The organism is Methylomonas rosea, from assembly GCF_024505055.1.
GTDB lineage: Bacteria > Pseudomonadota > Gammaproteobacteria > Methylococcales > Methylomonadaceae > Methylomonas > Methylomonas rosea.
Genome location: NZ_JANIBL010000052.1, coordinates 1 through 20,199 on the forward strand (window position 1 = coordinate 1; position 20,199 = coordinate 20,199).

At 50.5% G+C, this 20,199-nt stretch carries 20 protein-coding genes; 11 read left to right on the plus strand and 9 right to left on the minus strand.

The features are described from left to right. Nucleotides 1-625 precede the first annotated feature (625 nt). Nucleotides 626-2,134, minus strand: coding sequence for an alkaline phosphatase (locus NP589_RS15665; RefSeq protein ID WP_256607841.1), 1,509 nt, complete (start codon nt 2,132-2,134; stop codon nt 626-628). A 42-nt stretch (nt 2,135-2,176) separates the two neighbouring features. Beyond that, on the minus strand, nt 2,177-3,733 hold the full coding sequence (lnt, locus tag NP589_RS15670; RefSeq protein ID WP_371929679.1) for an apolipoprotein N-acyltransferase: 1,557 nt from the start codon (nt 3,731-3,733) through the stop codon (nt 2,177-2,179). 102 nt (nt 3,734-3,835) lie between these two features. Here lnt and NP589_RS15675 point away from each other — a divergent pair, with 102 nt between their 5' ends. Next, nucleotides 3,836-5,338, plus strand: coding sequence for a cyclic-di-GMP receptor FimW-related protein (locus NP589_RS15675; RefSeq protein ID WP_504137422.1), 1,503 nt, complete (start codon nt 3,836-3,838; stop codon nt 5,336-5,338). Here the strand turns inward: NP589_RS15675 and NP589_RS15680 are convergent. The 4 genes from NP589_RS15680 to NP589_RS15695 form a co-directional block, all read right to left on the minus strand. Further along, nucleotides 5,316-6,215, minus strand: coding sequence for a 5'-nucleotidase (locus NP589_RS15680; protein ID WP_256607845.1), 900 nt, complete (start codon nt 6,213-6,215; stop codon nt 5,316-5,318). The two genes, NP589_RS15675 and NP589_RS15680, sit on opposite strands and share 23 nt — an antisense overlap. 2 nt (nt 6,216-6,217) lie before the next feature. Continuing rightward, entirely contained in the window at nt 6,218-7,942 is a 1,725-nt protein-coding gene (locus NP589_RS15685; protein WP_256607846.1) for an SPOR domain-containing protein, read from the minus strand. Nucleotides 7,943-8,004: 62 nt separating this feature from the next. Next, a complete protein-coding gene (locus NP589_RS15690) occupies nt 8,005-8,736 on the minus strand; it encodes a class I SAM-dependent methyltransferase (protein WP_256607847.1) in 732 nt (243 codons plus the stop codon). Then, nucleotides 8,733-9,038, minus strand: coding sequence for a DUF1244 domain-containing protein (locus NP589_RS15695; protein ID WP_256607848.1), 306 nt, complete (start codon nt 9,036-9,038; stop codon nt 8,733-8,735). Before NP589_RS15695 ends, NP589_RS15690 begins: the two co-directional genes overlap by 4 nt. Nucleotides 9,039-9,150: 112 nt before the next feature. Between NP589_RS15695 and NP589_RS15700 the strand changes: the two genes are divergently transcribed. Genes NP589_RS15700 through NP589_RS15720 form a run of 5 tightly spaced genes read left to right on the plus strand, consistent with a single transcriptional unit; the run spans nt 9,151 to nt 11,601 of the window. Beyond that, a complete protein-coding gene (locus NP589_RS15700; RefSeq protein ID WP_155931108.1) occupies nt 9,151-9,480 on the plus strand; it encodes a hypothetical protein in 330 nt (109 codons plus the stop codon). A 27-nt stretch (nt 9,481-9,507) separates the two neighbouring features. Beyond that, the gene (locus tag NP589_RS15705) at nt 9,508-10,050 is read left to right on the plus strand and encodes a septation protein A (protein ID WP_026601926.1); all 543 of its coding nucleotides are present in this window, start codon (nt 9,508-9,510) and stop codon (nt 10,048-10,050) included. Beyond that, nucleotides 10,050-10,352 (plus strand): YciI family protein, encoded by a 303-nt coding sequence (locus tag NP589_RS15710; RefSeq protein WP_256607849.1) that lies wholly within the window; start codon nt 10,050-10,052, stop codon nt 10,350-10,352. Before NP589_RS15705 ends, NP589_RS15710 begins: the two co-directional genes overlap by 1 nt. Continuing rightward, nucleotides 10,349-10,612, plus strand: a complete 264-nt coding sequence (locus NP589_RS15715) for a BolA family protein (protein WP_020482975.1) — start codon at nt 10,349-10,351, stop codon at nt 10,610-10,612. The genes NP589_RS15710 and NP589_RS15715 overlap by 4 nt, the downstream gene beginning before the upstream one ends. A 14-nt stretch (nt 10,613-10,626) precedes the next feature. Continuing rightward, the gene (locus tag NP589_RS15720; protein ID WP_256607850.1) at nt 10,627-11,601 is read left to right on the plus strand and encodes a peptidylprolyl isomerase; all 975 of its coding nucleotides are present in this window, start codon (nt 10,627-10,629) and stop codon (nt 11,599-11,601) included. A gap of 87 nt (nt 11,602-11,688) precedes the next feature. Here NP589_RS15720 and NP589_RS15725 read toward each other — a convergent pair whose 3' ends face one another. Next, the gene (locus NP589_RS15725; protein WP_082879864.1) at nt 11,689-11,880 is read right to left on the minus strand and encodes a (2Fe-2S)-binding protein; all 192 of its coding nucleotides are present in this window, start codon (nt 11,878-11,880) and stop codon (nt 11,689-11,691) included. Between the two features lie 238 nt (nt 11,881-12,118). Here NP589_RS15725 and NP589_RS15730 point away from each other — a divergent pair, with 238 nt between their 5' ends. The 5 genes from NP589_RS15730 to NP589_RS15750 are packed head-to-tail and all read left to right on the plus strand — an operon-like array spanning nt 12,119 to nt 18,083. Beyond that, nucleotides 12,119-12,595 carry a formate dehydrogenase subunit gamma gene (locus NP589_RS15730; RefSeq protein WP_256607851.1) on the plus strand — a complete coding sequence of 159 codons (477 nt, stop codon included), beginning with the start codon at nt 12,119-12,121 and terminating at the stop codon, nt 12,593-12,595. Further along, on the plus strand, nt 12,595-14,139 hold the full coding sequence (locus NP589_RS15735; RefSeq protein WP_256607852.1) for a formate dehydrogenase beta subunit: 1,545 nt from the start codon (nt 12,595-12,597) through the stop codon (nt 14,137-14,139). Before NP589_RS15730 ends, NP589_RS15735 begins: the two co-directional genes overlap by 1 nt. A 22-nt stretch (nt 14,140-14,161) precedes the next feature. Beyond that, nucleotides 14,162-17,014, plus strand: a complete 2,853-nt coding sequence (gene fdhF / locus NP589_RS15740) for a formate dehydrogenase subunit alpha (protein ID WP_256607853.1) — start codon at nt 14,162-14,164, stop codon at nt 17,012-17,014. Between the two features lie 13 nt (nt 17,015-17,027). Next, nucleotides 17,028-17,867, plus strand: coding sequence for a formate dehydrogenase accessory sulfurtransferase FdhD (fdhD, locus tag NP589_RS15745; protein ID WP_256607854.1), 840 nt, complete (start codon nt 17,028-17,030; stop codon nt 17,865-17,867). A gap of 3 nt (nt 17,868-17,870) precedes the next feature. Further along, nucleotides 17,871-18,083, plus strand: coding sequence for a formate dehydrogenase subunit delta (locus tag NP589_RS15750; protein ID WP_036275776.1), 213 nt, complete (start codon nt 17,871-17,873; stop codon nt 18,081-18,083). A gap of 136 nt (nt 18,084-18,219) precedes the next feature. Here the strand turns inward: NP589_RS15750 and NP589_RS15755 are convergent, their stop codons facing one another. Next, a complete protein-coding gene (locus NP589_RS15755) occupies nt 18,220-19,548 on the minus strand; it encodes a TolC family outer membrane protein (RefSeq protein ID WP_256607855.1) in 1,329 nt (442 codons plus the stop codon). Further along, complete coding sequence (locus NP589_RS15760; protein ID WP_256607856.1) at nt 19,545-20,192, minus strand: response regulator transcription factor; 648 nt, start codon at nt 20,190-20,192, stop codon at nt 19,545-19,547. The genes NP589_RS15755 and NP589_RS15760 overlap by 4 nt, the downstream gene beginning before the upstream one ends. Between the last annotated feature and the right edge of the window lie 7 nt (nt 20,193-20,199).

Sequence of the window (20,199 nt, forward strand, 5' to 3'; positions counted from 1 at the left end):
TTTAATTCAGTTTAACCAGAATACTTAATTTGCGAAAATCGACCAAATTATCAATTGGACAATCAGAGCCGGGAATAATACCCGGCTTTTTTGTGCCCGTGGTTTTCTACTGGACGTGCCTAAACTATAAATACGGGCAATCTTAAAGGTGACATGGTTTTTATTGGCGCAGCATTCGGGACCGATGCTATCTGCCGGGTGGCCGATATGGATAATAGTCGCCCACATTCCATACAGATAAAATTCCCGGTTGGCGACCCATAGGCGAATTCCATGGTCAAAGTGGGGTGGTCACAATAAGTAACGTCAGTATTGTTGGCTATTGGTATCGCTTTTATATTGTCCATAATTTTTTCCTTATAACCGTCTAAGCTAGATTCGTGTGTCGCTACTTTATTCACACTTCCTTAAATCTAGATTATGTGTAAATTAAGATTTCATTATTAAAGGCCCAAGCAAACTCGGCCAAACGCTAATTTGCCATGAATTTTCAAATTTGCCGATATAGCGTGGCCCGCGCGCTTATACAAGTACGAGAGGCACTCAGAGGTCTTAAGGCCTTATCTGAGAGATTGTTCTTTGCCTAAATTGCGTGGGGAATTCTGTATTCACGATTGGTCAACTTTCACCGCCCCGCCTTAAAATTCAATGCATGCGCCATAACTTGATAGATATAACTTTGCTCCTGTACGCCATGAAATAAGTGCGCTTTGGGGCCGAACGCGAAAATCGCCACATCTTCGGCGCCGTGAGTTTCACTGCCTAGCGGTACGATAGCTTCCTGCAGGAAATCGGGATTCGCCGTATCGACAGCGCTTAGATCGGGGCGTCCATTTTGACCTCGATAACCCGGACCATTGGCATATCCCAACGTCGCGTAAGGCAATCCGTTACTGTCTTTGGCAAAACCGGTTTCGCCGGTTTGTTTTACCAAGCCCATGATTGGATTACCGCGTTGCGGGTAACCGGTAATGGTAAAGGTATGACTGTGATCGGCGGTGACGACGATTAAGGTATCTTTAGGATTAGTTTTTTCCAGCGCCTTGCGCACCGCATTGGATAGCTCGATTGTTTCCGTCAAGGCCCTGTAGGCATTACCGGCATGATGAGCATGATCGATGCGGCCGGCTTCCACCATCAGCACATAGCCTTTTTTATTTTTCGACAATATGTCTATGGCTTTTTCGGTCATCTCGGTCAAGGACGGCTCCCCACCTTTATCGTTCGGTCTATCATGCTCATATTCCATGTGCGAACGTTCGAACAAACCCAGTAAATGCTGGGTTTGCTTAGGATCTATCGCGTCGAAGCCGGCTTTGTTAAAAACGTAGGCAGATTTCGGGTATTGGGCTAACCAACGTTGGGTCAAATCCACACCATCTTTACGACTACCAAATTTATCGCTTTCTTCCGGGTCGGGAGTCGTATTGGGCAAAAACATGCTGCGTCCGCCGCCCAAAGCCACTTCCAGGCCATTACCGTAACTGAACTCCAGCAGTTGCTTGGCAATATCGCTAACTGTAGCACCGGCTGGAACGTGCACATCGGACTCCCAATCACGCTCGGAGGTGTGAGCGTAACAAGCTGCCGGAGTGGCATGAGTGACTCGGGCAGTAGAGACCACGCCAGTCGAGAGGCCTTTTTCCTCGGCTTGTTCGAGTAAGGTTTTCACCTTGTAGGTATTGATAACATCTGCGCTTTTTTCCTGGCGAGCCACCTGTATCCCCACCGACAACTCACCGTCGTTGGTTTTCACGCCGGTAATCATGGCAGACATGGTTGGTGCGGAATCCGGGGTTTGCTGATTAGCGCTGTACGTTTTCGACAGCGCCACATAAGGCGCTGTCTCGAAACTCAGCGAATTCTCCTCGCCGCCACGATTACCCGGTTTGCGTTGCCCTTCCAAAATACGCGCGGCGGTAATAGTCGAAATGCCCATGCCGTCGCCGACGAACAGAATCACGTTTTTGGCTAATGCATTATTGGCTTTAAGCTGCTCAGCAGTCTTGATGCTGTTTTGCCCTGATTCCAACCAGAACGCGGGCGTTTCTAAAACTTGTTCTGCCTGAGATGTTCCAAAAGCCAAGATCAGCGTACCAATCAGAACTACGGATTTACATTGCTTATAGGCCATAAAATTCCATACAGTGGGTTTTCAAAATCAATCGGCGCGATTCTAAACGGCTTCAGCACCTTGCTTGAAAAAGCCCGCACTGAACCAGCGATTCCAGGCATACGTCAGCAGCAGCAATATCGCCAATATTAAGAAAAAACCTTTATCACCCAAAATAACGTAAGGAGTTAGACCGCTCATAGGCACGATATAGTCGGTTAAAGTGATGGTAGTGAATAAGGGCGCTTGCTTGCGCAATGCACCATCCGGACCGACAAATCCGGTTACGCCGGTGTTAGTGGCCCTTGCTAGATAGCGGCCGGTTTCCAGCGCCCGCATTTGCGCCATTTGCATGTGTTGATGCGGTTGCGACGAGTCGCCGAACCAGGCATCGTTAGTCATATTCACAATGTAGGCAGCATCCGCAATCTGCCTGGCAACCAATTCGCCGAATGCATCTTCATAGCAGATAGTGGTGACAAACGCGTGACCGCCCGCCGACAATAAGGTTTGGCGATCGCCGCCGGCAGCAAAATCGCCGAGCGGAATTTGCAATTTATCCAATACCCACCCGGATAAAGGCTGAAGCGGTAAATATTCGCCAAACGGCAGTAGATGATTTTTGTGATACAAGGCTTGCTTTTCGCCCAAGGTCATGACGCTGTTGTAATAATCCTTGCCCTGCCCGCTACTGGGCAGTCCAACAACCAAATCAACCCCATGCGCTTGCGCGGCAGTTTGCAGCGGATCAATGTAAAACTCTTTCACTTGCGACAGAAAGGCCGGAATCGAGGTTTCCGGCCAGATAATCACATCGGAATCCCAATGCTGTTCTGTGAGCTCTTGATAAAGCCTGAGCGTATTGAGTTTCTGATTTTTTTGCCACTTCTGATCCTGGCCGATATTACCTTGGACCAATGTTACCTTGATCGGCGCGCCGGCTGCTTGAGTCCATGACACGGTTTGCAAATAGCCACCGCCAGCCCAAATTAAGCCTAAAACGAGCAAGCCCTGTAGCGCCGGCAATTTGCCACGCAGCATCTCCACGACTGAAAAAGCCGATACAGTCAATAAAAAACCGACCCCATAAACCCCGGCCAACGGCGCGTAGCCGGCTAACGGTGTCGATAGTTGGCTGTAGGCTATTTGCAGCCAGGGAAAACCGTTCAACAACCAGTAACCGCGAAAGTACTCTACCGCTACCCAAGCAATAGCGGCGGCTATTATTCGTAACCATGCCCCGGACCACACCGAGGTTTTGGCGATAAACCAACCGGTTAACGCCGGGAATAAAGCCCAAACCGCTACCAGCAAAGCCGTCAGCGCTATCGAGCTATACGGGTCGCCGCCGCCAAAATCGTGAATACTGATATACGTCCACCAAATACCGGAACCGAACAAGCCCAAGCCAAACAAATAACCACTGAGAGCCGCCCTCTTCGGCACCTGCCGCTGCCAAACCCAGTAAATGAAAACTAATGCGACGATTGCGCCGTAGGCATAATCGTACGGAGCAAAGGCCATCGTGAGCAATGCCCCAAAAACCGGTGCGGCAAGTTCCCATTTAAAATTCAATATTCGCTTCATTACTCTGCTGTGTTTATTCGATGGAATCGGCATTTTATGCAGCTGCCGGGGTTTCGTAAAATTGGCAGCTGCCTATAGCCGCCAATCTGAACTAAACTGAGGTAATGTTTTCAACACAACTTAACTCGCAAGTACATGACCGATAACGCATCGCTGCCTTTTGAGCTGTCAACGGAATCCCTCGGCGGATGGATTAATTCATTAAGCGCGCTACCGGCGGCGAACGCTGCAAATCAGTTGAATCTTGTCCTTAAACAACTGACTCGCAGCAGCGCCGCAGCCGTAAACGTGTTGCCGATACTCGTCAATTTAACGCCGCTAACCTTGCATTTATCTAATGGTTTAACCAACGCGGCGCGTTCCGAAACAGACATAGCCACCAACAGCAAAGCACTTAAAATCGCGAAACTAGCCATCCAGTTACTCAGGCACTTGAGCCTGGCCTTTTGCCGTACTGTCGAGACCAAACAACTTGATACATTGCTGACCCAACAAGCGATATTTTATGCCTTGCAACTCGTGGGGTATTGTCTGCGCAGCACGGCGCTGTTTTACGAAATGCCGTCCACAACCTTGTGGAAAAAGAGTGGCCTGCTTTACACAATAGCCGGCGAATTGCAACTGTTAAAAAAGCCGATCTCGCCCAAACCTCAGGAGTTCAAGTTACAAAACACCATTGAAGCCGTCGTCAAACGCAATCTATTGTTTGCACTCAGCACACCCAACCGCTACTCAACAACTGAAATCAGTCAATTATTTCAGTTGGTCAATCGACATCAGGATCGCCTGGAGATCAGCAAAAACCCAAATACGGATTGCGGTTTTTTTTGGAATCTGGGCAGCGAACCAGGCCCGGTACCGCGCACTAACGGCACATTGCCGCGCGGCTCGGTATACATCAACTGCTTAAGTTTCGGCCATGCCTTGCAACTCGGCGAAATCGAGACAGAGCTGAATTCCAACATGCAAACCAAACTGGCCTCGCACTTAACCGGATACAGCAATATTTTCGCGTCGGTAGCTATCGGTCCGCCAATGCCGGCCCACCTTCTTGAAGGCTTCGTTGCGGTCAGCGCCCATCTGCAAGGCGAAGAAAAATTATCGAAAATCATGAACCTTAGCTCGCAATTATCGCGCGGTAGGTCACTGGCTCGAGATATGTCTCTGGTGCCGTTGGAACATGAAAAAAGTTTCTACAAACCGCTCAATGCCAGTATTGTCAGTTTCCCTGAACACGGGACTAGTCTGAGTCTGTTACGCAACGTCAGCAAACAATTCCTGGTGGCGGAAAGCCCCGCGCCCAATTGTTCAACCGGCGATATTGGCTTACTGTGCAGGGAGCAACAACCCGCCAAACTGGTAATAGTTCGTCAGCAAACCCTATACGAAGATGTGACGCTAATTTTGCTGGAACCCATTATCGGCAACGTCGCAATCCACGACATCGAAAATGCCGGCGGCAGCCAAAAAGCAATAGTCATCGGGATGGAAACCGATCACCCCGAGGTGTTGTTAGCTAACAGCAAATACACGGTAGGCAGTAAAATCAGTCTCCTGTACGGCAACACCCTATATTTGAAAGCCTGCTTAGAAAGCACACCCTGGCTAGTACGCTTCAGGGTCGGTGTTGATTTGTGACACCATGAGGGACGTGGGCGGCAGCGATTTGATGGGACTCTGCGGAATCGCAATGACCTTTTTGATCATCGAAGAAAATATCGGCCCCGAACGCTTTTAAAAACGCCCCCTTGGGCATGCCGCCTAAAAACAAGGCTTCGTCTATTCTAATCCCCCAGGCCCGCAAGGTTCTCACCACCCGTTCGTGAGCGGGCGCGGCGCGAGCAGTGACCAACGCGGTGCGGATCGGCGACACCTCTTGGTCAAAATGCGTCTGAATGCGGTGTAAGGCGCTTAAAAATTCTTTCAATGGTCCGTCGGATAGCGGCCTATGCGCTTCACTGCGCTCGTTAGCGGCAAAAGCTGCCAATCCGTGTTGTTGATAAATACGCTCGGACTCGTCTGAAAATAACACCGCATCGCCATCAAAAGCAATCCGCAACTGCGGCGACAGATTGGCTACCGCGCCGGAGACAATGGTCGCTGCGGCATAACCGGCCGCCAAGGCTTTTCTGACATCATCACCGTTGGCGGATAAAAACAGATGTGCCCCAAAAGCCGGAATGTATTCGTAGGGTGACACGCCACTGGTAAATGCCGCCCGGCTAATCGCCAGTTCGTAGTGATTAATCGAATTAAAGATGCGCAAGCCGGTATCCGCGCTATTTTGTGACAGCAGGATAATTTCCACCAGCGGCGCTCCGGGGAAGGCTTTGTTAATATCCAGAAACTTCTTCACCAAGGAAAATCCAAAACCCGGCGGCAAAATTTCGTTTTCGTGCTCGATCTGGTAACGACAAAATGCTTCCTTACCCTGGGTTTCGAAAATCGCATGCGATTCATCCAGATTGAATAAGGCCCTGGACGATACTGCAACCACAAGTTTCTGATTATCCATGGCTATTCTTTATTGCGGGTAACCCAGACCGAATCGAGATTAAGGGTTTTCTTGATTTTCGCCGCATAAGCCGCCGCTTCGTACTGGGTTTTAAATCCGTCCACAAACAAACGATACCAGTTTTCGCCCTTGGATTCGGTTTTGATTACTTTGGCCGGCACACCTTTGCCCGCGAACTCTTGGGCTTTGCTCTTGGCATACCAATCCTGTTTAAACGCTATTAAATTGACCGCCCAATTTTCCTCGACCGGTACCGGCTTTTTCTTCTCTGGCTTAGGGGCCGGGGCGGCAGCTACCGCTCGACCTTTTTCCAAGGCGCTCACCTTGTTTTGCAACGTTTCTATGGCAGCGCCGATTTGCATGATCTGGCTGCCGATTTCAGGAGAAAGTTTAGCCTGCTCGCCGTTCGCTTTTGCAGCACCAGTATCAGCATGCCCCGCCTTACTTAGTTCCGCAATCTGAGTGGCCATCACCCCATTGCTCACCGTCAATTCGTCCAACTGTTTGCGCAACATTTCCTTGTCCGCCGCATCGCTGGCAGGCGCGGCATTCACTTGTTCCTGCAATTTCCCGATAATGGTGATCAACTCGCCAACTTGCGACTTGGCAATCATGCCTTGTATTCCTAATCCGGTGCCGATCAGCAGCGCCGCAGCCGCGATGCCATTGGCCACATAGGCAGCAACCGGCTTTTTAGCGGCCAAGGCATCCAAGGCGCGCTTGGTTTTTTTCTGCTCAGTCTGCACGCTTTCCAGGCTATCCAGACAACCGAGTAGCTCATTTTTTCCTGCCGCCTCGGTCAGGTCGTGGCGAATCTGCTGTTGATGCTTTTTGAGGTCGACGATATTCCGATTCAAAGCGGCAATTTCGCTACTATGATCGATGACTTGTATCGGCGGCACCGGGGCGACTTGAACTTGCTCGACCGCTTCGGCAATCGGCGCTATTTCCGGCTCATTACTCTGAACGGCGACTAATTCTTCCTCGCTATCTTGCTCACTGACCGCTGCCGCAAATATCTGATCCAAATCTGGCTCCGGTTCCGGCGCACTTGATTGGACGCTGTTATCGGGTTCTTCCAAATCGGCGAAATCATCGACGATAGGCGGTGCCGCTGGTGCATATTCGTCATCAGCCGAAATATCGAAATCCGCGATTAGAAAATCGGCATTGCCGCCAGCCAACTCAGCGTCATCGGAAAACTCGTCTATCTCGGCCATATTCTCCAATTCGTCCACCACGGTTTCCGGCAAACCCACTGCGGCGACCGGGGTGTCTTCAGCGAAATCGTCGATTTGACCAACCCGCTCTAACTCCGCGACTTCTTCAAACACATCATCAACCCGCAACTCTAAGGGGTCATCCTGATTTTCGGCATCGACGATATCGGCAAACTCATCATCGATCACTTGTTGCTCGCGTCCGGGATTAATGCCGATGTCGGCGTTGAAATCGTCGCCAAACTCATCAATATCGTCGGCCAAACTCGATGCTGCCTTAGGCTCATTCGCACCCAGCAATTCATCGATATCCGCAAACTCGTCAATTTCCTGTTGCGCCTCAGGCTCGAATATCTCGTCGCCGACCAGCAAACGGTCAATGGCTTCGTCATCGTCTATCGTGCCAACCTGTTGTTCGGAGGGATCGCCAATATTGAGCATGGCATCCAAATCGTCGGCGAACGCATCCAAGGTTTTTTTGTTTTTACTACCAGTCGATTCAGCCATGTTTTTTCTCGTTTAAGCCGCACATAGTTCAGCAAATCCTGATTCGCAAGCACCGCAAGGTATCATTTAACCGCAGTTACCAAGGCATTGACCTCCATGCGTTGCTGCAAATCGATGTCCCGAAAACCGGCCTCAGCCATCTGCGCCAACGCGACGGATTCGCGCATAACATGATTTTCCGACTCGTCGTTAAACAGATGGACTATCCAATGCTCGAGTAAATCCAATCGGTTGATTTCGGTCAACACCTTAAAATAGCCGCCGACTTCTTGCTGAATGCTGCGGGTATGCGCGCTAATATCATCCAAGGCATAACGGTCACCGTTGACGAATTTTCCACCCGGCTTTAACACCCGATATATTTCGGCCAACACTTGACGCCGGTAATCGATATGGAAATTATGCAAAGTATATGCCGACGCCAAAATATCGACACTGTCGCTCGCTAACGCTTGCAACGCCGCCAGCGCATCTTCGCCGGAAAAACTCAATCTGCCTGCTGCAACCCAATCCCGCAAACTCTGCTTCGCCTGGTTTTGCATGGTGGGTTCGTTATCGACACTTAAGATATTCAGGTTGTCCGCGGCAGACAGGATCGCCAGCGTGGTGATACCCGTACCACCCCCGAGTTCAACCACTGTCTGCGGCGTGTTCCGCCCCTCACAGTAAGCGCCAACCATTTCACCGACTAAGCGGCTCATTTCCGTCGCAAATGGGCATATCAAGTTTAGCATTTGATATTCTTGACCAATCACGCTGGAGAACATCGCATCGAAAGGTTTTTCATCCTTCATGATTGCGCTTTCAGTTTTTGTTTTGCGTCGTACGCCGCCAACTGCTCTGGAGTGGCTTCGCGTTGATATTTTTCCTTCCATTCGCTGTAAGGCATACCGTAGACAATTTGCCGCGCTTGCTCGTAATCGATGTCGATTGCGCGTTCTGCGGCTGCCGCCGCATACCATTTCGCCAGGCAATTCCGGCAAAAATCGGCGAGCACCATCAGTTCGATATTTTGTACTTCGGTATGTTGTTGCAAATGAGTAAGCAATTGCCTGAAAGCTGCCGCTTCCAGTTCGATGTTATTGGACTGAGCCATGAAATCCTCCTTTAAAACCGGCATTTTAGCAGCAAAGCCGCGAGGCTCATGTACAATTGCTGCCAAAGATTCTACAATGAAGTAATTGATACTTGGGCTCTAATCGCGCTTCGTGAACACAATACACAGTTCATCTTTGGCTTTTTATCCGGTCGGTTATAACCAGCCGAGAGCCGTACGGCCGGATAATAATCTTGAACAAAAGCAAAAGCCTAATAGTGACGAAACCGGAATACCCAGGCAGAATCCTGATTTACCTAAAACCTCATCAACCGCGCAAATTAAGGCAGCTTTGGCAGATAACGGGTTGACGGTAAGCAATAACGACCAACCAAGCAATTCGCGTACGTTGAAAGCATTGAACGCCTACACAGAAAACCGCAATCAACCCGCCCAAAATCGGGTTGCCGAGATCATTTCCGGTATCGATCTTTACGTCTAACCTCCCTCCCATCTTTAAACGTCAATCATGAAACCGCTTTTAGAGTTTTTCCCTATCGTTCTATTCTTTGTCGCCTACAAGCTGTACGACATTTACATTGCCACTGCCGTCGTAATCGCCGCCACGGTTGTGCAGGTCATCAGCTATTGGCTGCTATATCGCAAAGTGGAAACCATGCAGTGGATTACACTAGGATTAATTTTGGTCATGGGTGGTGCGACGCTGTATTTACAAGACGAACAGTTCATTAAGTGGAAGCTAACCATCATTGAGTGGCTATTCGGCGGAGCATTTTTGGTCAGCCAATTCGTCGGCAAAAAAACCTTTATAGAACGCATGATGGGCGCAAACCTCGAATTGCCGGATCGTATCTGGAAACGCCTTAACCTGAGTTGGTCCATGTTTTTTATCGGGGTCGGCTGTTTAAATTTATATGTGATGGCGAACTACAGCACCGACGACTGGGTCAGCTTTAAAACTTTCGGCGTTCCCGGTCTGATGCTTATTTTTATTGCCGTACAAATAGTGTTCTTGTATAAGTTTATTCCCGCACCAGAGGCTAAAGAGTAATGTTATATGCCATCATGGCCGAAGATGTCGCGGGCAGCCTCAGCAATCGCCTAGCCGCCCGTCCGCAGCATCTGGAACGCTTAAATATATTGCAAGACCAAGGCCGCTTGGTATTGGCGGGTCCGCATCCGGCGATAGATAGCGACAATCCCGGCGATGCCGGGTTTAGCGGCAGCCTGATTGTTGCCGAGTTTGCCAGTCAGCAGGACGCCCAAGACTGGGCCAATGCCGATCCTTATATCTGTGCGGGCGTATATGCTCGCGTTACCGTTAAACCTTTCAAACAAGTGTTTCCCCAATGACAGCCGACCATATCAGACAGAAGCTGGAAGAAGCTTTTAAGCCAGAATTAATCGAAATCATCGACCATAGCGCCGCACATGCCGGCCACGCCGGCAACAAAGGTGGCGGTCATTTCCATGTCACTCTCATATCCACTCAATTCGAAGGTAAATCGCTGGTACAAAGACATCAGCTGGTTTATCAGGCCTTGGGCGACATGATGAAGGATGAAATCCATGCCCTGGGCATAAACGCTTTAACCCCCTCTGAAAACAGCTAAAGGAAATTCTTAAGATGAAACTGAAACTTATTCCCCTGATACTAGCCAGTAGCGTACTGTTACCCGGTTGCTTCGAAGAAAAAGCCAAGGAAGCGGCTGCACCTGCGGCGCCGGCTGTCAGCAAAGAGGACGCGGTTGCTTCGGTTAACGGCACCTATATCAGCAAAAAAACCTTGGAAACCTTGGAAAAGGAAATTGCAGAACGCAGCCAAGGCCAAACCTTCCCAAAAGAACAGCTGTTGGAAGAACTGATTCAACGCGAATTGCTGATTCAGCAAGCCGTGCAAAAGCAACTGGATAAGTCGCCGGAAGTGATCGAACGTATGGCGACCGTTAGAAACTCCTTATTGTCGCAAGCAGCCCTGCAAGACTATCTGAAAGCCAACCCAGTTACTGACGAAGAAATCAAAGCGGAATACGACTCCAAAATGGCTAATATGGGCAGTGAATACAAAGCCCGCCACATTTTGGTTAAAACCGAAGACGAAGCGAAAAAACTGATCGCTGAACTGGAAAAAGGCGGCGATTTTACCGCGCTGGCTAAAAAACATTCCATCGACCCGATGGGCTCGGAAGGTGGCGATTTAGGCTGGTTTACCGCTGATCGCATGGTACCGCCCTTCTCCGAAGCAGTTGTTGCGCTGGAAAACGGCAAATTCAGCAAACAACCGGTACAAACCCAGTTTGGTTGGCATGTGATTCTGCGCGAAGAATCAAGAGCGCTAACACCGCCTCCGTTTGACTCTGTCAAAGAACAAATTCGCCCGATGCTGCAGCGCCAAAAAGCGCAAACCATGATAGAAAATTTGCGCAAAAACGCCAAAGTTGAAGTCTTGTTGCCACCGACACCGCCAAAGCAGGAAGAGGCTCAACCGGCAGCACCAGCTGATCAGGCTGCACCTGCTACTGAAGCTACTCCTGCGGAACCAGCCAGCACTGCGCCAAATGCAGACATAAAACCTGCCGAACCAGCAGCTACTGCTAAGTAATCTTTCAACACAAAACAGGGCGGCGTGTTCGCTCTGTTTTGTGTAATTTGAACCATCAAATCCCGATAAGCTCAGCCAACAAACTGGCTATGCCGCGTGAGCCTGCATCGTCCGATTCTGAGTATTTTCATCCAGCAACGCTTTAATACTGGCGGTGCATTTTCCACAAACACCACCCGCGCCCGTGCATTGCATCAATTGCCTACGATTGCACACACCTTGACTAATTGCCTGCGTAACCTGTCTATCGGTGACTGCTTTACACACACACACGTACATAATACCCTCTCTTAATTCATATGCACATTAATGATAACAATTATCATTTAAAAGTAAAGCATCCACCATCACATTTTTTCCACGCGAACTTCCCAAACTAATCAGAGTCCGATGTTCCAATTACCTTGCTTTGCTTAGGAAATACGCGGGATTGAGGCACGAACCCGAATTGCAAATCCAGGTTTGTTCATGATTAAATAGGACGATAACCTTTTCGTCATTTATTACAGAGCCAATGATGCAAGACTATCAAACCCAAAAACCCACCGTGTTGGAAATACTGAACACTCATCAAGCAATGCCGGGTAATCTGTTGCCCATTTTGCATGGTATTCAGGACACTCTGGGCTACATCCCGCCGGCCGCCGTAGTAGACATTGCCAAGGCGCTCAATCTTTCCCAAGCGGAAGTCCACGGGGTTATTAGTTTTTATCATTATTTTCGGGAGACACCGCCCGGAGAGCACACGATACGAATTTGTCGAGCCGAATCATGCCAAGCCATGAACGGAAAAGTTTTGGAAACCCATGCTAAACAACAACTTGGCATCGATTTTCACGAAACCACAGCCGACGGAATTTTTTCACTAGAACCTGTTTATTGTTTGGGTAACTGTGCTTGTTCGCCATCAATCACCATAGACGACGAGGTGATGGGTCGCGTCACAACTGAAAAATTTGATCGTTTGCTAGCCACTTATAAAGGTGCCAAATAATGACACGCGTATTCATTTCCCGTGATTCCACCGCACTTTCTCTCGGTGCTGAGCAAGTTGCCAAGGCCGTGGAACAGCAAGCTAACAGCAAAGGCTTATCAGCAGAAATTGTCCGCAATGGCTCTCGCGGATTGTTCTGGCTGGAGCCCCTCATCGAAGTCGAAACCAGCCAAGGCAGAGTTGCCTATGGCCCCGTTCAAGTGGAAGATGTGGCCTCTTTACTCGATGCCGGCATGCTGGACGGCAAGCAACACCCCCTCTTTTTAGGTAACATTGAGGAAATAGCTTATTTCAAAAATCAAAACCGTCTTACCTTCGCCCGCGTCGGCTTAACCGACCCGGTTAACATCGACGACTACTTGGCTCACGACGGATACCGCGGTTTGAAAAATGCGTTGGCCTTGCAACAAACCGAGATCGTCAAACAAGTGACTGACTCAGGCTTGCGCGGTCGTGGCGGCGCGGCGTTTCCGACCGGCATCAAATGGAATACGGTGTTAAATGCCCCTGCGGATCAAAAGTACATCGTCTGTAATGCGGACGAAGGCGACTCCGGCACGTTTTCTGATCGGATGATCATGGAAGGCGACCCCTTCGTATTGATCGAAGGCATGACTATCGCCGGCTTGGCCGTCGGCGCTACCCAAGGTTATATCTATCTGCGCGTCGAATACCCACATGCCAAGATTGCCCTGAATCAAGCTATCGAGGCAGCTTACAAAAACGGCTATTTGGGCGAAAACATCCAAAACAGCGGCAAAACATTCCACCTGGAAGTACGCAGCGGCGCCGGAGCCTATATTTGCGGCGAAGAAACCTCCCTATTGGAAAGCCTGGAAGGTAAGCGCGGATTGGTGCGTTTTAAGCCGCCACTACCCGCTATCGTCGGCCTGTTCGGCAAACCCACCATTGTCAACAATGTCATTTCGCTGGCCTCGATTCCGGTGATCCTGGACAAAGGCGGCGAATATTATAAAAACTATGGTATGGGCCGTTCTCGCGGCACCCTACCTCTGCAACTCGCTGGAAATATCAAGCACCCCGGTCTGTTTGAGGTGGCTTTCGGCATGACCTTGCGCGAGCTGCTTTACGATTACGGCGGCGGCTCAGCCAGCGGCCGACCGATACGCGCGGTGCAGGTCGGCGGACCGCTGGGTGCTTATCTGCATGAGGGCCAATTCGATACACCGTTGGATTACGAAGCCTTCGCGGCTATTTCAGCGGTATTGGGTCATGGCGGCATTGTGGTTCATGACGACACCGTCAATATGGCCGACATGGCGCGTTATGCAATGGAATTTTGTGTGGAAGAATCCTGCGGCAAATGCACACCTTGCCGAATAGGATCAACACGTGGCGTCGAAGTAATTGATCGCATCGTCGAGGGCGTGCAAAAGGACAAAAACACCGTGTTGTTGCGCGATTTATGCGACACCATGACTTACGGATCTTTGTGTGCAATGGGCGGCATGACACCTTTCCCGGTGTTAAGCGCGCTGAATCATTTCCCTGAAGACTTTGGCTTACAATCCGCCAAAGCCTGATCGCGATTACCAGGAGATAAATATGTCTGCCAATAACGAAATAGATTACGGAACTCCCGCAAGTTCGTCTGCAAATCAAGTCACTCTGGAAATCGACGGCCACAAGGTCACTGTCAATGCCGGCAGTTCCGTGATGCGCGCCGCCGCCGAAGCAGGGATCAGCATTCCTAAATTGTGTGCCACCGATAGCCTCGATCCGTTCGGTTCTTGTCGGATGTGCCTGGTGCAAATCGAAGGAGCGCGCGGCTATCCGGCGTCCTGCACGACCCCAGTTGCCGAAGGCATGAAGGTCTGCACCCAGAATGACAAATTGGCCAGCATCAGACGCGGCATCGCCGAGCTGTATATCTCCGATCATCCCTTAGACTGTTTAACCTGCGCCGCCAACGGCGATTGCGAATTGCAAGATACCGTCGGTCAAGTCGGCTTGCGCGAAGTGCGTTATGGTTTCGAAGGCGAAAATCACCTGGATTCCGAAAAAGACACCAGCAACCCTTATTTCAGTTTCGACCCGGCCAAATGTATCGTTTGTTCACGATGCGTACGCGCCTGCGAAGAAGTGCAAGGTACCTTCGCATTGACCATCGACGGCCGCGGCTTCGATTCCAAAGTCTCTCCTGGGCAAAATCAGCCTTTCATGGAGTCCGAATGCGTATCCTGCGGCGCTTGCGTACAAGCCTGTCCCACCGCCACGCTGATGGAAAAAGCGGTAATCGACAACGGTGTGCCGGAACACAGCACCATCACCACCTGCGCCTACTGCGGCGTCGGCTGCTCATTCAAAGCAGAAATGAAAGGCGAACAACTGGTTCGCATGGTGCCGGATAAAAACGGCCAGGCCAATCATGGCCACTCTTGCGTAAAAGGCCGTTTTGCTTTCGGTTATGCCACGCATAAAGACCGCATCACCACACCGATGGTCCGGGAAAAAATTTCCGATCCTTGGCGCGAAGTCAGTTGGGAAGAAGCCATCGGATTTGCCGCCAACAAATTAAAAGGCATTCAAGCTAAATACGGCAAAGATTCAATCGGCGGCATCACCTCGTCACGTTGCACCAACGAAGAAACCTATCTGGTGCAAAAATTGATCCGCGCCGGTTTCGGTAACAACAATGTCGATACCTGCGCCCGCGTTTGCCACTCGCCCACCGGCTACGGCTTGAAAAGCACATTTGGTGAATCATCCGGCACCCAGACCTTTGACTCGGTAATGCAGTCCGATGTGATTATGGTAATAGGCGCCAACCCGACCGACGGCCACCCGGTATTCGGTTCGATGATGAAACGCCGCTTACGTCAAGGCGCGAAACTGATCGTGGTCGATCCACGTAGTATCGATTTGGTTAGCAATAGCCCTCACGTAAAAGCCGACTATCATTTGAAACTGCGCCCCGGCACCAACGTTGCTGTGGTAACCGCGTTAGCTCACGTGATCGTCACCGAAGGCTTGGCCGATGAGAAATTCGCGTTGGAACGTTGCGATGTCGAATCGTTTGGCAAATGGAAAACCTTCGTTGCCCTACCCGAACATTCACCGGAAGCCGTCGCTGAATTAACCGGTGTACCCGCCGAAACTATGCGCGCCGCGGCTCGCCTTTATGCAACGGGTGGCAACGGCGCAATCTATTACGGCTTGGGCGTCACCGAACACAGCCAAGGTTCTACAACCGTCATAGGCATCGCTAATCTGGCAATGGCCACCGGCAATATCGGCAGAGATGGTGTTGGCGTCAACCCGCTGCGCGGTCAGAACAATGTCCAAGGCTCTTGCGATATGGGCTCGTTCCCGCATGAATTCGTCGGCTATCGCCATGTTTCCGACTCGCAAACCCGCATGCAATTCGAGTCAGCTTGGGGTGTAACTCTTTCATCAGAGCCAGGCTTGCGCATCCCCAATATGTTTGGCGCCGCTATCGACGGTAGCTTCAAAGGCCTATACGTTCAAGGCGAAGATATCGCCCAATCCGACCCAGACATCACCCACGTACATCACGCACTGCGTGAATTGGAATGTTTGGTAGTACAAGATATTTTTCTGAACGAAACGGCTAAATTTGCCCACGTATTTTTGCCAGGCTCCTCGTTCCTGGAGAAAAACGGCACCTTTACCAATGCTGAGCGGCGGATTTCACCGGTCCGTAAAGTCATGACCCCACTGGGCGGCAAGGAAGACTGGGAAGTAACGCAGGACTTATCCAACGCGCTGGGTTATCCGATGAATTACAGCCATCCTTCGGAAATCATGGACGAAATCGCGGCGCTGACTCCACAATTCGCCGGTGTCAGTTACGAAAAAATCGATGAAATGGGCAGTATTCAATGGCCTTGCAACGACGAAACCCCTGACGGCACGCCGATTATGCATGCAGACCATTTCGTGCGCGGTAAAGGCCGATTCATGCTGACCGAATACGTTGCTACCGAAGAACGTACCAGCAGCAAATATCCGCTGATTCTGACTACCGGCCGGATCTTGTCGCAATACAACGTCGGCGCCCAAACGCGCCGCACGGAAAACGTCGCCTGGCACGAGGAAGACCGCCTGGAATTGCATCCGCACGATGCCGAAGTACTGGGTATCAGCGATGGCGACTGGTGCGGCGTGAAAAGCCGTTCCGGCGAAACCGTGTTGCGCGCCTTGATTACCGACCGCATGCAACCGGGTGTGGTGTATACCACTTTCCATTTCCCGCATTCAGGCGCTAACGTCATCACCACCGATAACTCGGATTGGGCAACCAACTGTCCGGAATACAAAGTCACTGCGGTACATGTCGCAAAAGTCGCGCAACCGTCGGCATGGCAACAGGAGTACCAAGACTTTTCCGACAATCAGTTGTCTTTGCTGGAAAACCGCATCGCGGTCAACGAGTAAACAGCAACACGTTATGGATGCAGTCTCAAGCGAACTGGGCTGGACCAGCTATCGAACAGGTACGTTCGATAGCTGGCGAGGGCCTGTGCATACCGCGAAAGAAGATTATGTAGCCGAAGAAGTGCCGGTGGTGTTGGTGTACAACACTATTCCGCATGTGGTGATGCTGACGACTCCCCTGAATCTGGAAGATTTTGCATTGGGTTTTAGTCTCACAGAGGAAATCATCGGGCAACCGTCAGAATTGCAATCGGTACGCGTCGTACAACGCTCCAAAGGCGTAGAAGTTAGAATGACGATTCCTGAAGAGCGTTTTGAGAAGCTGCACGGCAAGGGAAAAAACATGACCGGCAGAACCGGTTGTGGTTTGTGCGGAGCCACCACACTGGAGCAAGCCATTCGGCGTCCGCATCATGTCGGCCAAGGTTTAGCTTTAAGCGCAGGTCTATTGAGCGGCGGTTTCGCCGATATGGCGCAAAAACAATCTCTGAATTTGCTGACCGGTGCGGTCCATGCGGCGGCGTGGCTGCATCCGGAGCGCGGCATCGTTACTGTAAGAGAAGATGTCGGCCGCCATAATGCGCTGGATAAGCTGATCGGCTCATTAGCCAAGGCCAACTGCGATTTTGAAAATGGCTGGCTACTGGTGACCAGTCGCGCCAGTTACGAAATGGTACAAAAAGCAGCCAGCGTTGGCATCACCTTGCTGGCGGCCATATCGGCGCCTACCGCCTTAGCGATTCAATTGGCGGAAGAGTGCGGACTGACCCTGGTCGGCTTCGCCCGCCACGAAAATCACATGATCTACACTCACCCTCATCGTTTACAACATTACCAAGAATCAGCCGCATAAATCATGGATACCCACAATCTCATAAAAATGGCCAACAACATAGGCGCTTTTTTCAAATCCGAGCCTGACCGGGAATTGGCTATTAAAGGCGTTGAACAACATATCAGAAACTTTTGGGAACCACGGATGCGTAAGGCGATTGTGGAATATGTGCAACAAGGCGGTACGGAGTTGATGGATATCGTTTCGGAAGCCGTATTGCATATTGCCAAATAAGGCTTGAGATCAACGCCTTTGATGACTTAAATTTCTTGAATCTTTTTCCGCTGAACTAGAGACGAAGCTAATCCATGCTCCCCCCCGAACAGAGCCTATTCGGGGGGAGTCGAATTAAAAGCCTTAGCCGTTCGGCTTAATCGGCGGAACTCAGCGGTTGAACTTCGGTTGGCAAAGTAGTACCCAAATACTTATTCAGTTGGCCTTTGCTCGCTAAAATCCGAAATTGCGAAAACAGCTCGTCGTATTTGGCGTTGATATACGAGCTTTTAGCGATATAGGCCTCGTTGAAGGTATCCAGCAAATCCAATAGGGTGCGTTGACCGATATTGAATTGTTGCTGATAAGCACTGATAGTCTTCTCGCTGGAATCGACGTGCTGTTTAAAAAACTCCAACTGGCTTTTCACGGTTTGATGAGCCACCCACGACAGTCGCATGCTCTCGATCACCTGCCTGTGCGTATTATCGCGAATATCCTTGGCCTGATTGATTAACTGCGCGGTTTGTTCGCGGCGGGCTATGTCCTTGCCGCCGTTAAAAATGTTGTAGCGCATCCTCAGCATTGCCGTCATATCTGAGTTGGTGCCACGAATCCCGTCCAGGTTGTAATTGTGACTGGCACCGGCCTCAATATCGAAACGCGGGAAATAAGGCGCCATAGCCGTCGCATGTTGGGCAAATGCGGAATCAATATCGGAATTGGCGGATTTCAGAATGGGATGGTCGGCCAACGCTTCCTCTATCGCTTGATCCAGCGACTGCGGCAGCGCAGTTCCCGGCGATTGAATCGGCTGAATACCCTCCGGCAATATGCCGATGACTCGCAAGAAACTGGTCTCGGCGTCTTTCAAATTACCGATTTCGGACAACACGTTTTTTTCCGCCAACGCTACCCGGCCCATAGACTGGTCAACGTCGGCCCGTTTACCCACGCCACGCTCACTACGCAGCTTGATTTGATCGTTAGTACCTTGATGTCGTTGCAGGTTTTCCTTAGCCAGATTCAACAACTCCTGACGCCGCAGCACCTTGATATAGGCTTCAACACCATCTAGCGCGGTAATTTCCGATTGGCCGAATACGGTGTAAGCCCTAGAGTCGGTCCGTGCTTCCTGCCTCTCCACTTCATTGGGCGTAGCCAGGCCGTCAAACAACATTTGTCTGGCTAGAATCGCCCCTTCCTCTCTATGATAAAAAACCGATCCGTCACCGCGGCCACGGGTGGTAGGGTTATTCGATTCTTCCCAGCCGATGCCCGCCGTGACATCCACCGTCGGGAAATAACCGGCCTTGGCTTGCCCGATTTCCTCTTCAACGGCGCGGCGTTCTGATTTGGCAGCTTGGATTTTGGGATTTTCATCCAGAACTTTCTGAATAGACTCTTGCAAACTCAAGGCCTGACTCGTTGACACACAGGCCAAATGCATGGCTATTCCTAAACTCAAACTCCTGCTGACTCTCATGACATTCCTCTCTGATATTGGTCGATTTCTTTCAACAATATGGCTAGTCTTAAGCGGTCATCGACATTTAATTTCCTGAAAATCGACGACAAATGCGCTTTCACCGTCCGTTCGGAAATATTCATTGCCAAGGCGATACGCTTATTACTTTCGCCCTGCCGTATCATGTCCGCCACTTCCACCTCCCGGGCGGACAAACTGGCAAGCTTCTTTAGCTTTAATTCGGTGTCGACAGTATTTGGTGCAAGTTGCGGACGCCTGGCACTGGTCAACACACCAATGACTTTAGGCACCAGGGCCCGACGAATCCAAATATCGCCCGCCAAAATACAAGCTACAGCCCTGGTTAAAAGCTCCGGCGCTTCCGATTGATCGCAATAGCCGGCGGCGCCGTTAATCAACACCTCTATCTGCTTGTTCTCCGGCCAATCCGAGCCCATGACCAAAAACCGGGCGTTTTTGTTGGCAAAAACCGATAACAAACTGGCATCGTCGTCCAGTTTTTTGGCATCGAAAATCACCGCATCGGCCGTATATTCACCGCGAATACTATGCAGCATACTTACGTTATATTCCGCGATCAGCGCATGAGTCCACTGCGCTGTCAGCTGAGGATTATTGGAATAAATCAGTATGTTAGCCACAAAGTAA

Excerpts from the sequence above, each read along its gene's own strand:
- NP589_RS15665 (WP_256607841.1), bottom strand. The coding sequence starts at position 2,134 with ATGGCCTATAAGCAATGTAAATCCGTAGTTCTGATTGGTACGCTGATC.
- lnt (WP_371929679.1), bottom strand. The coding sequence starts at position 3,733 with ATGCCGATTCCATCGAATAAACACAGCAGAGTAATGAAGCGAATATTG.
- NP589_RS15675 (WP_504137422.1), top strand. The coding sequence starts at position 3,836 with ATGACCGATAACGCATCGCTGCCTTTTGAGCTGTCAACGGAATCCCTC.
- NP589_RS15680 (WP_256607845.1), bottom strand. The coding sequence starts at position 6,215 with ATGGATAATCAGAAACTTGTGGTTGCAGTATCGTCCAGGGCCTTATTC.
- NP589_RS15685 (WP_256607846.1), bottom strand. The coding sequence starts at position 7,942 with ATGGCTGAATCGACTGGTAGTAAAAACAAAAAAACCTTGGATGCGTTC.
- NP589_RS15690 (WP_256607847.1), bottom strand. The coding sequence starts at position 8,736 with ATGAAGGATGAAAAACCTTTCGATGCGATGTTCTCCAGCGTGATTGGT.
- NP589_RS15695 (WP_256607848.1), bottom strand. The coding sequence starts at position 9,038 with ATGGCTCAGTCCAATAACATCGAACTGGAAGCGGCAGCTTTCAGGCAA.
- NP589_RS15705 (WP_026601926.1), top strand. The coding sequence starts at position 9,508 with ATGAAACCGCTTTTAGAGTTTTTCCCTATCGTTCTATTCTTTGTCGCC.
- NP589_RS15710 (WP_256607849.1), top strand. The coding sequence starts at position 10,050 with ATGTTATATGCCATCATGGCCGAAGATGTCGCGGGCAGCCTCAGCAAT.
- NP589_RS15715 (WP_020482975.1), top strand. The coding sequence starts at position 10,349 with ATGACAGCCGACCATATCAGACAGAAGCTGGAAGAAGCTTTTAAGCCA.
- NP589_RS15720 (WP_256607850.1), top strand. The coding sequence starts at position 10,627 with ATGAAACTGAAACTTATTCCCCTGATACTAGCCAGTAGCGTACTGTTA.
- NP589_RS15725 (WP_082879864.1), bottom strand. The coding sequence starts at position 11,880 with ATGTACGTGTGTGTGTGTAAAGCAGTCACCGATAGACAGGTTACGCAG.
- NP589_RS15730 (WP_256607851.1), top strand. The coding sequence starts at position 12,119 with ATGCAAGACTATCAAACCCAAAAACCCACCGTGTTGGAAATACTGAAC.
- NP589_RS15735 (WP_256607852.1), top strand. The coding sequence starts at position 12,595 with ATGACACGCGTATTCATTTCCCGTGATTCCACCGCACTTTCTCTCGGT.
- fdhF (WP_256607853.1), top strand. The coding sequence starts at position 14,162 with ATGTCTGCCAATAACGAAATAGATTACGGAACTCCCGCAAGTTCGTCT.
- fdhD (WP_256607854.1), top strand. The coding sequence starts at position 17,028 with ATGGATGCAGTCTCAAGCGAACTGGGCTGGACCAGCTATCGAACAGGT.
- NP589_RS15750 (WP_036275776.1), top strand. The coding sequence starts at position 17,871 with ATGGATACCCACAATCTCATAAAAATGGCCAACAACATAGGCGCTTTT.
- NP589_RS15755 (WP_256607855.1), bottom strand. The coding sequence starts at position 19,548 with ATGAGAGTCAGCAGGAGTTTGAGTTTAGGAATAGCCATGCATTTGGCC.